We start from the raw sequence: 10,943 nt of genomic DNA on the forward strand, positions 1-10,943 counted from the left end.
GGAGCTGCCGAAGGCTGCGATCTTTTGATCTTTCGCTTGAGAATCAAGCGTCAGGGGAAAGATCGCAGCCTCGCTTCGCTCGGCAGCTCCTACAGGCCGTCGCGAGCAAGCTTGCTCCCATAGAGGTTCGGGGTACACGCCGGAACACTTTTTGCTGTCAGATGTGATCGCCGCCATTGCGTCGGCGTCATTACTGCCTCAATTTAGCGTCATTGCCCGTCAGGCCCGTGCACTTCATGTCAGCGAACTCGTTTAGTCAGTCTTTGCGTCGCCTTTGGGCGTTGGATAAGTTCAGTTATAGCGTGCGGGTCTTCATCGCCCTGACCGGCAGCATGGGGCTGTGCTGGTACCTGGATGAAATGGCGCTGCTGATTCCCTTGTTCCTGGGCATCATCGCCAGCGCCCTGGCCGAGACGGACGACAGTTGGCAGGGCCGCCTCAACGCGCTGGCCGTGACCCTGGTGTGCTTCACCGTCGCGGCGTTGTCGGTGGAGTTGCTGTTCCCCTACCCCATCCTGTTCATCATCGCCCTGGCCCTGGCGGCCTTTGGCCTGACCATGCTTGGCGCCCTGGGTGAACGCTATGGCGCCATCGCCTCGGCCACGCTGATTCTTTCGGTCTACACCATGATCGGCGTGGACCAGCGCGGCGGTGCCGTCAACGATTTCTGGCATGAACCCCTGCTGCTGGTCGCCGGTGCCGCGTGGTACGGCTTGCTGTCGGTGTTGTGGCAGGCGTTGTTTTCCAACCAACCGGTGCAACAAAGCCTGGCGCGGCTGTTTCGCGAATTGGGGCGCTACCTGAAACTCAAATCGTCGCTCCTGGAGCCGATCCGCCAACTGGACGTCGAAGCCCGCCGCCTGGAACTGGCCCAGCAAAACGGCCGGGTGGTCGCTGCGCTCAACAGCGCCAAGGAAATCATCCTGCACCGCGTGGGCAATGGCCGCCCCGGCTCGAAAGTCAGCCGGTACCTGAAGCTGTACTTCCTGGCCCAGGACATCCACGAACGCGCCAGCTCTTCTCACTATCCCTACAATGCCCTGGCCGAGGCCTTCTTTCACAGCGACGTGCTGTTCCGCTGCCAGCGCCTGCTGCGTCAGCAAGGCAAGGCCTGCCAGGCACTGGCCGAGTCGATCCAACTGCGCCAGCCGTTCATCTACGACGCCACCTTTGCCGAGGCCCTCAACGACCTGCACGCCTCCCTCGAGCACCTGCGCATCCAGAGCAACCCGGCCTGGCGCGGCTTGCTGCGTTCGTTGCGGGCACTGTCGGTGAACCTTGCCACCATGGACCGCCTGCTCAGCGACGCGAGCAACCCCGACGCCCTGGCCGACGCCACCGACAGCAGCCTGCTCGACCGCTCGCCGCGCAACCTCAAGGATGTCTGGCTGCGCTTGCGCACCCAGCTCACGCCCACCTCGCTGCTGTTCCGCCATGCCCTGCGCTTGCCCCTGGCACTGAGCGTCGGCTACGCCATGGTGCATCTGATCCACCCGTCCCAGGGCTATTGGATCATCCTCACCACACTGTTCGTCTGCCAGCCCAACTACGGCGCCACCCGGCGCAAGCTCGGCCAGCGGATCATCGGCACCGCCATCGGCCTGACGGTGGCTTGGGCGCTGTTCGATCTGTTTCCCAACCCGCTTGTGCAATCGAGCTTTGCCATTGCCGCCGGGGTGGTGTTCTTTACCAACCGTACGACCCGCTACACCCTGGCAACAGCGGGGATCACCATCATGGTGCTGTTCTGCTTCAACCAGGTGGGCGACGGCTACGGGCTGCTGCTGCCGCGGTTGTTCGATACCTTGCTCGGCAGCCTGATTGCCGGGCTGGCGGTCTTCCTGTTCCTGCCCGACTGGCAGGGCCGACGGCTGAACAAAGTGCTGGCCAATACGCTGACCTGCAACAGCATCTACCTGCGCCAGATCATGCAGCAGTACGCCGCCGGCAAAAGCGACGACCTGGCCTATCGCCTGGCCCGACGCAACGCCCACAACGCCGATGCCGCGTTGTCCACCACACTGGCCAACATGCTGATGGAGCCGGGGCATTTCCGTAAGGAAGCCGATGTGGGGTTCCGCTTCCTGGTGCTGTCCCACACCCTGCTCAGCTACCTGTCAGGCCTGGGCGCCCACCGGGGCACCGAACTGCCGGCACAGGTACGCGAGCAACTGATCGATGGCGCGGGAGTGAAGCTGGCGACCAGCATCGACGAAATCGCCCAGGGCCTGGCGAGTAAAACGCCAATTGTGGTCCAAAGCGACGAGGAAGAAGCCCTGGCCAATGAGCTTGAGCAGATGCCCGATGAGATCGACGAAGGCCAGCGGTTGGTGCAGACACAGTTGGGGTTGATCTGCCGTCAGCTCGGTCCGTTGCGGACCTTGGCGGCGCATCTGATCAAGGACACCAGCGAGGCTTGAGGGTTGTGGTGTTTACACTATTGCCATCGCGAGCAGGCTCGCTCCCACAGTGGACTTGCTGTGCACACAGACTTTGCATCACAGCAGGCCCAATGTGGGAGCGAGCCTGCTCGCGATGAGGCCAGTTCAGACAGCTCACATCCCATGTTGCTTGAGCAACCGGGCATAGCTCCCATCCGCCTTCATCGCCGCGATCTCCCGGTCAAACCCCGCCACGATCTGCGCATGCTCCGGGTTCTTCAAGCTGACCAGGATGTGCAAGCTGTTTTCACTCAATGCCTTGGGCAAAAATTCCACGGCGCTGCGCACCTTGGCGGATTCGCGGGCCAGGTAATAGCGGGCGACGTACTCGTCTTCCAGGGTCAACTTCACGCGATCGGCAGCCAGCATGCGCACCGCCATCGCGAAGTTATGCACAGGGACTTTCTGCATGTGCGGGTCTTCGTCGAAGTCCTTGGAGTAGGCGTAGCCGCGAACCACGGCGATGGGATAGGCATGCAGCTGCTGCAGGCTGTCAAACTGGATCGCTTCGTCCTTGCGCTTGATGAAACGCACACGGTTGAGCAGATACTCGGCTGAGAACTGGCCGATATGAGTGCGCTCCTCGCTGTACCAGGCGTTGACCAGCACGTCATAGCGGCCCTCGCCGATGCCCAGCATCGCCCGAGCCCAGGGCACCTGTTCGAAGTCCGAGGCATAGCCGGCCCGGGCCAGGGCCGTGCTGACGATATCGGTCGCCAGGCCACCATTGATCAACGTGGAATCGGTAAAGGGTGGCCAGCCATCGGCGACCAGACGCAGCTTTTGCGCGCAGGCCTCGTAGCTCAGTAACAACAACCCGATCAATGCAAGAGCTCGATGCAATCGCGGCATGCCAACGTCCTTGACGGGTTCAAAGCCCGGTTTGTTTTTAGCCGAAACTCAACAGGCATCCTCAGACGCCCGGTCCTAACATTAGCTCATTGGAACCGCTGCGCAGCGCTGTCACGAAGATTACACAAAGACGACAACGCCGCGACAGAGGAATGATGGCATTTTGATCTTTATCGCAGATTTTCCAGTCGACCGAGAAAGAGACTTCCGGGCCAAGCACGCTTAATATCGGCATCAGGTTCTTCAGGAAATTCAAAAAATGGATATCGAGTGGGTCTGTAAACATCACAGTGACCTGAGCAAGGAACAGCTGTATGCCATCCTCAAATTGCGTGCCGAAGTGTTCGTTGTCGAGCAGAACTGCGCCTACCCGGATGTTGACGGCCTGGACCTTGAAGGCGACACGTGCCATTTGATGGCCTGGCAGGGCAACCACCTGGTGGCCTACCTGCGCTTGCTCGACCCGCACTCGCAAAACAGTGACGTAGTGATCGGGCGCGTGATCATCGCACCGCAAGCACGCGGCCAGGGGCTGGGTCACACGTTGATGGAACAGGCACTCAAACAGGCCGAGAAGCATTGGCCCGGGACGTCGATCTCATTGTCGGCCCAGGCGCATTTGCAGGGGTACTACGGGCGGTATGGGTTTGAAGTGGTGGGTGTGGAATACATGGAGGATGGGATTCCACACATTGGTATGCATCGGCCGTAGGAGCTGCCGCAGGCTGCGATCTTTTGATCTTGATCTTGATCTTTCGCTTGAAACTCAAGCGTCTGGGGAAAGATCGCAGCCTCGTTGCACTCGTCAGCTCCTACACAGCTCCTACGGGTATTCAAGCACCGCCTTGATCCGCAGCAAATTCCCCTCGATCCACCCCCGATCGATCGCTCCCCAATCGCGAATCCGATACCGCCCGGCATGATTGCGCGCGCCATCCTCTTGCTCGAACTCACAAACGATATCCAGGTCAGCGAGCGCGGCGATGGTGTCCTGGGCCGTACGCCGTGGCATGCCGGTGGCCTCGGTGAGGGCCGGGACGTTGCTGGCGACACCGCTGTCGATCAGGTAAGCCACGTACAAGCGACGGTAGAAGCTGGTCTTGGTCTTGCTGACATCCATTCGGTCATTCCTTGTGGGGTTGCAGGTCCCGCCAGGTCAGGTACACCCGCAGGTCGAATTCCAACTGGTGATACCCCGGCAGCATGTGCTCGCAGAGTTGGTAGAAGGCCTTGTTGTGGTCCGACTCCTTGAAGTGTGCCAGCTCGTGCACCACGATCATCTTCAGGAACTCGGGCGCCGCATCCTTGAACAACGCAGCGATGCGGATTTCCTTCTTGGCCTTGAGCTTGCCACCCTGCACCCGCGACACCGCGGTATGCAGGCCGAGGGCGCGGTGGGTCAGGTCCAGGCGACTGTCGAACAGCACCTTGTCGATGGCTGGCGCGTTACGCAGGTATTGCTGCTTGAGGTCCAGCGCATAACCGTACAGGGCCTTGTCGCTCTGGATCGGATGTCGGCCCGGATAGCGCTGTTGCAGGTAATCGCCCAGTCGGTCCTGGACGATCAATTGCTGCACTTGGGCTTGCAGGGCGGCGGGGTAGGCCTGGAGGTATTTGAGCGCGGTCATCAAGGGGCAACACAGTCACAAGAGGTCGCCAGTGTAGCGAATTCAAGCCTGCACCGCGCTCCAGTCGAACGGCGTGGCGAAGGCATTGGTGTCTTCGGCCATCAAGGGCCGCGCCACGAGGAATCCCTGCACGTACTCACAGCCATGAGCCTGCAGCCACTCATATTGCTCGCGGGTCTCCACCCCTTCGGCGATCACCCGCAAGCCCAGTTGCGTACACAGGTCGATCACCGAGGCGGCCAACGCGGCATCCCGGGGCGACCCCGGCAGGCGGGCGATCAAGTGCCGGTCGAGCTTGAGGGTATCGAGTTCAAGATCGCGCAGATGCGTCAGCGAACAGGGCCCCGAACCGAAGTCATCCAACGCCACGCGCACCCCGAGGTGGCGCAGCAGGCGCAATTGCTTTTGGGTTTCATCGGGATTGCGCATCAGCGCATCCTCGGTCACCTCCACCTCCAGTTGCCGGGGCTTCAAGGCATGACGCTCGAGGACCTGGCGCAACTCGGTCACCAGGTTGGGCATGCCGAACTGTGTACTGCTCAGGCTCACTCCCAACACCAAGTCGTCAGCGAACAAGCGCTCCCAGACTTTGCGCTGGGCGGCGCTGCGATGGTAAATCCAGCTGCCCAGCCGGCTGATCAACCGCGCCTCTTCCAGCAAGGGCAGGAACAGGCCCGGCGGAACATCACCGACGCTGGGGTGCTGCCAGCGCAACAGCGCCTCGAACCCGCGGATCCGCCCATCGATGATGCTTACCTGCGGCTGGTAGACCATATTGAAATCGCGGTTCTCGATGGCCGAGCGCACGCTCTCTTCCAGCATCAGCCGTGAACGGGCTCGACCGTTCATTTCATGATCGTAAAAACGGTATTGCTGGCGCCCGGCACGCTTGGCTTCGTACATGGCGATGTCGGAGGCCCGCAGCAACCCATCGAGATTGGCGCCGCAATCGGGGTACGTCGCGATGCCGATGCTGGCCCCCAATGCCACATCCATGCCTTCGATCTGCTGGCAGATCGCGACGCGCTCGATGAGTTTCTCGGCGATCTTGGCCGCTTGCTCGGGGAACTCCAGGTCCAGCAGCGCGGTGAACTCGTCCCCGCCCAGGCGCGCCAGGATATCGAATGGGCGCAGACACGCCTTCAGCTGCTCCGACACCCAGCGCAATACCCGATCCCCGGCATCGTGCCCCAGCGAGTCATTGACCCGTTTGAAACCATCGAGGTCCAGGTACAGCAGCACCCAGTTGCTTTCCAGGCGCTCGCTGCGCATCAACAGGTTTTCGGCGGTCTGGTAGAACCCCCGGCGGTTGAGCAACCCGGTCAGCGGGTCCGTGACAGCCTGATATTCGAGTTGCTGGTGCAAGTGGCGAACCACGGACATGTCCTGGAGGGTCACCACCATCGCCTTCTGCTCCGACGGCAACGGCGCACAGGACAAGGCCACCGACACCTGCTGTCCGGGCGCAGTGCGCAGGACCGCGTCATGCAATCGCCAGGTTTCACCCCGCCGATAGGCGTTGTGGATATCGGAATCGAACCACTCGGGGATGTGCGGTTTCTGCAGGAAATCCAGGAACGGCATGCCTTGCAATTGCTCGGCGGTGGCATTGAGCAAGCGGCAGGTAGAGGGGTTGGCGAAACGGATACAGCCATTCTCATCCACCACCAGGATGCCCTCGGCGGCGTTGTCCAGAACCGAGGCATTGAAGGCCCTGGCTGCTTCGAGATCCTGGCTCAGGCGCTGCAAGGCCCGGCGATTGCGCTGGTGCTCGAGCAACGCCTGGACCTTGGGCTTGAGGATTTGCGGGTCGAAGGGTTTGAACAGGTAATCCACGGCGCCACTGGCGTAGCCCTTGATGACCGCATCCTGGGATTGCTCGTTGGCCGTCAGGAAAATGATCGGCGTGAGCCGCGTGCGCTGGCTGCCGCGCATCAGGCGCGCCACTTCGAAACCGTCCATGTCGGGCATCTGCACATCCAGCAGAACCAGGTCGATGTCGTGTTCGAGCAAAAGGTTAAGCGCCTCGACACCCGAGGCTGCGGTCATGACTCGCCAATCCTGACGCTGCAACAAGGCTCGCATGCTGAGCAGGTTTTCAGGGTAATCATCAACAATCAAAAGGACAGAGCTGTCTTCGCCGAGCGGTGGTTGCGCGCATTCCATGCTGCTTCTCTTATCGGGCGCCACGTCCGTTTTTACGTAGCAAAGCGGACAAATACTGTCCCCTCACTCTAGACCCGGATTGTGAAAAGCAGTAGGTGTCAACGCGCCATCATCCAGACAAAGCCCGAAATAGCCGACTAACGGTCACCCTCTTCGGGCACAAAAGCTGCACAGACAACTTCGACGGACAATTGACGTCAGCCATCCGCCGAAAGGTTGCCAGCCAGTTTCTTCCGTCGCTCACCCGTACGCCCCGAAAAGACCGGCCTAGAGCCTTGCTTTGTGGTGTGCAGCTTTTTCATCGAGTGACATAGGATCCCACCATGATCGATCTCTCAACCTGGAACCTGAGCATTCCCGAAGGCAGCCCTCCTGCCACCATCGAAACCTCTCAACTCGTGCAAGGGTTCCAGGACCAGTATTTCCACTCCGATTCCGGCACGGTGTTTTTCTGGGCACCGGTGACTGGCGCCACGACCACTAATGCTATTTATCCACGCAGTGAACTTCGTGAAACCTACAGCAACGGCACCTTGCGCAATTGGCTGTACCCGGCGGCGGACAACAAGCTAGCTGCCACCCTGGCCGTCAGCCAAGTACCCAGCACCGGCAAGATCGTGATTGGTCAGATCCATGCCAAGGACAGCACCCGTCCCATGGTGAAGCTGGAATACCAATATAAAACCTACAGTTCCACCGGCAACATTGTCGCCAAGGTGCGCATGCGCCCGGACGATGAAACAGGCCAGGTCATCACCATCGCCACGGGCATCAAACTGAATCAATCCTTCTCTTACCTGATCCATCTCAGCCCCGCTGGCGTCCTGACCATCAATGGCGCGGGTTACCAGTGGAGCTCCCCCATCAGCTCCACTTGGAGTGACAAGCCGCTGTATTTCAAGGCGGGCGTGTACGTGCAGGACAACACCGGTTATCCCACCGAAGGCGGAACCGTGACGTTCAGCTTGCTGGATATCGATCACCTCTAGGCACTTTGCGTTGGCGCCAGGGCAGCAACGGAATGCTGCCCGCCAAACCCGACACTATCGATGCGCCATAGTTCAGGTCTAGCTCGAAACTACCGACTAACGGTTACCCATCCAGGCATAGATGCTGCAATTGACATATTCGACGGACAATTGACGTCAAGCATCCGCCGGATGGTTACTCAAAAAAGCCCCCCTCCTGCGTGATCAACACACTCCAAATGCTCGGAGTAGAGCCTCCCGCTTTGGTACTCAGCACTTTTACGCCCGTTACGCAGGATCCGACCATGATCGATCTCAATACTTGGAACTTGAGCATTCCCGAAGGCAGCCCCGCCATCACCATCGAAACGCCTCGGCTGGCCCAAGGGTTCAAAGATGAATATTTCCACTCCGACACCGGCACGCTGTTCTTCTGGGCGCCGGTGACCGGCACCAAGACTGCAAACGCGATCTACCCACGCAGCGAACTGCGCGAAACCTACAGCGACGGTACCCTGCGCAACTGGTTGTACCCGGCGGCGGACAACACCCTGCGTGCCGCCGTAACCGTCAACCAGGTGCCCAGCAGCGGCAAGCTCGTGATCGGTCAGATCCACGCCAAAGACAGCACCAGCCCCATGGTGAAACTGGAGTACCAATACAAGACCTACAGCTCCACCGGCAACATCGTCGCCAAGGTGCGCATCCGTCCCGACGACGAAACCGGCCAGGTCATCACCATCGCCACCGGCGTGAAGCTCGACCAACGCTTTACCTACATGATCCACCTCAGCCCGAAGGGCGCACTGGGCATCAGTGCGGCGGGCTACAACTGGAGAACCACTGTCGACCCGTCCTGGAAAGTCAAACCGCTGTATTTCAAAGCGGGCGTCTACGTTCAGGACAACACCGGCTACACCACCGAAGGCGGCAAAGTGACGTTCAGCCTACTGGAAATCAAACACACCACCCTTTGAGCGCCCCCCCCCGCATTAGCAGCATGGAACGCTGCTATCGACCTACCTTCGAAGCACCCATTCAGGGTGTTTTTTTGTTCGCGCGCAGCGAAAGAATCAAATGGCCATCGCACAAGGTTCCGAAAAAAATCGGAATAGTCGACCAACGGTCGTTTGTCTCGGGCACAAAAGCGACAAACGCAACTCTGACGGACTGTTGACGCCAACCCTCCGCCGGACGACCGTGCCAAAAACTCGTCCGCACCCCCTTCTGGCCTCAGCAAAAGCGCGTCTTAGAGCCTCCGGCTGTGGCGTAAATCATTTCTTCTTCTCAGAAAGGATCCGAACATGGTCGATCTTGCAACCTGGAACCTGAGCATCCCCGAAGGCAGTCCGCCGAAAACCATCGAAACCCCTCGGCTGGTGGATGGGTTCCAGGACAAATATTTCAACTCCGAAGGCAGCACGGTGTATTTCTGGTCGCCGGTGACCGGCACCAAGACTGAAAACGCGATCTACCCGCGCAGCGAATTGCGCGAGACCTACAAGGACGGCACCTTGCGCAACTGGCTGTACCCCGATGCCGACAACCAATTGCGTGCGAAACTGGTCGTCAGCCAGGTGCCCAGTAGCGGCAAGATCGTGATCGGTCAGATTCATGCCAAGGACAGCAGCAAACCCTTGGTGAAGTTGGAATACCAATACAAAGAGGACAGCTCCACCGGCAACATCGTCGCCAAAGTCCGCATGCGCCCCGATGACGACGAAGGCCGGGTCATCACCGTCGCCTCCGGCGTGAAACTCAATCAGTCCTTCAGTTACCGGATCCACCTTGATCGCACCGGTGACCTGGGCATTACTGCGGCGGGTCGTAGCTGGTACACCACCATCAGCTCCACTTGGCGGGTCAAGCCGTTGTACTTCAAGGCTGGGGTGTACGTGCAGGACAACACTGGCTACACCAGTGAAGGCGGGAAAGTGACGTTCAGCGTGCTGGATATCGATCACAACACCTGAAATTTCACTTCCGATAATCTCGTAGGAAACCCCCTCTTGTGGCGAGGGGATTTATCCCCGCTGGGCTGCGAAGCAGCCCCCTCTTTCCGTCAGCCCCACCGCATGTGCCGACTTTACGGCGGCTGCGCCCCCGAGCGGGAGCAAGCTCCCTCGCCACAGGGGGGCGGTGCGTCCTACAGGTCGATTTTGGTCTCGAAAATCTCCTCTATAGTTCGGTTTGTCCGCTGGCTTTGGTCAGTGGGCAAGGGTTTCGCAGCCCTGGTGAGTTAGAATCACGACCGTCAAAAATCGACATAGGCGAATCCTGCCTACGTTCGGCTTTTCATGGCGGCTGTGTGTGGGAGATCTTCGGGTCTGCCGGGTTTCTCTAACTCCTCGGTCTGCGAACCCGCACATGGCTGCCACCCAATTTGTTTCGCAGCGAACGGTGGCGAGTACTTTTTCTTGAGTTAGAGGTTTGTCATGAAAACTGAACAATCGCTTAGCCGCTTCAGCCCACTCACTCCGATCGCCACCACACAACCCATACTGTTCATCGACAGCACCGCCCCACTGACTGAACTCCACGCCTGCGCCAGTGAACGCCTACACGCCACCCTCGACTACCTGACACTCATGGCCTGCGCCACCCTGCGCGATTCGGCCGCCAGCGACTTCAATACCCTCACCAATGTTGCCCGGATCCTGGTTCAGGATGTCACTGATGTGTTTGGTGTCATTGAACAGCGTGGGCTCGAAGGGGAATAAAATATTGCGGGCATATCCATTGCTGCGGTAACGGCTGCTTAGGGTTTCGCCCTTACGGCCAGCCCTTTCAAGGTCTTTGATAAAATCCCACAAAACTCCAGTCAGGGTGACGAAAGCAATGTGGGCAGAAGTTCTAGCGCGGTTTGAGAAAAAAGCACCGGCCAGTGT

10 protein-coding genes are annotated in these 10,943 nt (G+C 59.6%); 6 read left to right on the forward strand and 4 right to left on the reverse strand.

All coding sequences use genetic code 11. The features are described 5' to 3' along the window. Nucleotides 1-236: 236 nt before the first annotated feature. Nucleotides 237-2,420, forward strand: a complete 2,184-nt coding sequence (yccS, locus tag ASC85_RS16600) for a YccS family putative transporter (protein WP_057450521.1) — start codon at nt 237-239, stop codon at nt 2,418-2,420. A 135-nt stretch (nt 2,421-2,555) separates the two neighbouring features. Here the strand turns inward: yccS and ASC85_RS16605 are convergent, their stop codons facing one another. Then, complete coding sequence (locus ASC85_RS16605; protein WP_057450522.1) at nt 2,556-3,293, reverse strand: substrate-binding periplasmic protein; 738 nt, start codon at nt 3,291-3,293, stop codon at nt 2,556-2,558. A gap of 259 nt (nt 3,294-3,552) precedes the next feature. Between ASC85_RS16605 and ASC85_RS16610 the strand changes: the two genes are divergently transcribed. After that, entirely contained in the window at nt 3,553-4,005 is a 453-nt protein-coding gene (locus ASC85_RS16610) for a GNAT family N-acetyltransferase (protein WP_057450523.1), read from the forward strand. Between the two features lie 111 nt (nt 4,006-4,116). Here ASC85_RS16610 and ASC85_RS16615 read toward each other — a convergent pair whose 3' ends face one another. From ASC85_RS16615 to ASC85_RS16625, 3 genes are read right to left on the reverse strand one after another with little or no spacing between them, the layout of a single operon-like run. Next, nucleotides 4,117-4,413, reverse strand: a complete 297-nt coding sequence (locus tag ASC85_RS16615; RefSeq protein ID WP_057450524.1) for a winged helix-turn-helix domain-containing protein — start codon at nt 4,411-4,413, stop codon at nt 4,117-4,119. A 4-nt stretch (nt 4,414-4,417) separates the two neighbouring features. Further along, nucleotides 4,418-4,921 (reverse strand): M48 metallopeptidase family protein, encoded by a 504-nt coding sequence (locus ASC85_RS16620; protein ID WP_057450525.1) that lies wholly within the window; start codon nt 4,919-4,921, stop codon nt 4,418-4,420. A gap of 42 nt (nt 4,922-4,963) precedes the next feature. Continuing rightward, on the reverse strand, nt 4,964-7,087 hold the full coding sequence (locus ASC85_RS16625) for a putative bifunctional diguanylate cyclase/phosphodiesterase (RefSeq protein ID WP_057450526.1): 2,124 nt from the start codon (nt 7,085-7,087) through the stop codon (nt 4,964-4,966). Nucleotides 7,088-7,410: 323 nt separating this feature from the next. Between ASC85_RS16625 and ASC85_RS16630 the strand changes: the two genes are divergently transcribed. The 4 genes from ASC85_RS16630 (at nt 7,411) to ASC85_RS16645 (ending at nt 10,775) form a co-directional block, all read left to right on the forward strand. Further along, nucleotides 7,411-8,076 (forward strand): polysaccharide lyase family 7 protein, encoded by a 666-nt coding sequence (locus ASC85_RS16630; RefSeq protein ID WP_046063278.1) that lies wholly within the window; start codon nt 7,411-7,413, stop codon nt 8,074-8,076. A 284-nt stretch (nt 8,077-8,360) separates the two neighbouring features. Next, nucleotides 8,361-9,032, forward strand: a complete 672-nt coding sequence (locus ASC85_RS16635) for a polysaccharide lyase family 7 protein (protein ID WP_057450527.1) — start codon at nt 8,361-8,363, stop codon at nt 9,030-9,032. A 327-nt stretch (nt 9,033-9,359) separates the two neighbouring features. Beyond that, a complete protein-coding gene (locus ASC85_RS16640; protein WP_046063276.1) occupies nt 9,360-10,028 on the forward strand; it encodes a polysaccharide lyase family 7 protein in 669 nt (222 codons plus the stop codon). A 462-nt stretch (nt 10,029-10,490) separates the two neighbouring features. Continuing rightward, nucleotides 10,491-10,775 carry a hypothetical protein gene (locus ASC85_RS16645; protein ID WP_014340621.1) on the forward strand — a complete coding sequence of 95 codons (285 nt, stop codon included), beginning with the start codon at nt 10,491-10,493 and terminating at the stop codon, nt 10,773-10,775. The last annotated feature ends 168 nt before the right edge of the window (nt 10,776-10,943 follow it).

The organism is Pseudomonas sp. Root401 (assembly GCF_001425105.1).
Lineage (GTDB): Bacteria > Pseudomonadota > Gammaproteobacteria > Pseudomonadales > Pseudomonadaceae > Aquipseudomonas > Aquipseudomonas brassicacearum.

Excerpts from the sequence above, each read along its gene's own strand:
- yccS (WP_057450521.1), top strand. The coding sequence starts at position 237 with ATGTCAGCGAACTCGTTTAGTCAGTCTTTGCGTCGCCTTTGGGCGTTG.
- ASC85_RS16605 (WP_057450522.1), bottom strand. The coding sequence starts at position 3,293 with ATGCCGCGATTGCATCGAGCTCTTGCATTGATCGGGTTGTTGTTACTG.
- ASC85_RS16610 (WP_057450523.1), top strand. The coding sequence starts at position 3,553 with ATGGATATCGAGTGGGTCTGTAAACATCACAGTGACCTGAGCAAGGAA.
- ASC85_RS16615 (WP_057450524.1), bottom strand. The coding sequence starts at position 4,413 with ATGGATGTCAGCAAGACCAAGACCAGCTTCTACCGTCGCTTGTACGTG.
- ASC85_RS16620 (WP_057450525.1), bottom strand. The coding sequence starts at position 4,921 with ATGACCGCGCTCAAATACCTCCAGGCCTACCCCGCCGCCCTGCAAGCC.
- ASC85_RS16625 (WP_057450526.1), bottom strand. The coding sequence starts at position 7,087 with ATGGAATGCGCGCAACCACCGCTCGGCGAAGACAGCTCTGTCCTTTTG.
- ASC85_RS16630 (WP_046063278.1), top strand. The coding sequence starts at position 7,411 with ATGATCGATCTCTCAACCTGGAACCTGAGCATTCCCGAAGGCAGCCCT.
- ASC85_RS16635 (WP_057450527.1), top strand. The coding sequence starts at position 8,361 with ATGATCGATCTCAATACTTGGAACTTGAGCATTCCCGAAGGCAGCCCC.
- ASC85_RS16640 (WP_046063276.1), top strand. The coding sequence starts at position 9,360 with ATGGTCGATCTTGCAACCTGGAACCTGAGCATCCCCGAAGGCAGTCCG.
- ASC85_RS16645 (WP_014340621.1), top strand. The coding sequence starts at position 10,491 with ATGAAAACTGAACAATCGCTTAGCCGCTTCAGCCCACTCACTCCGATC.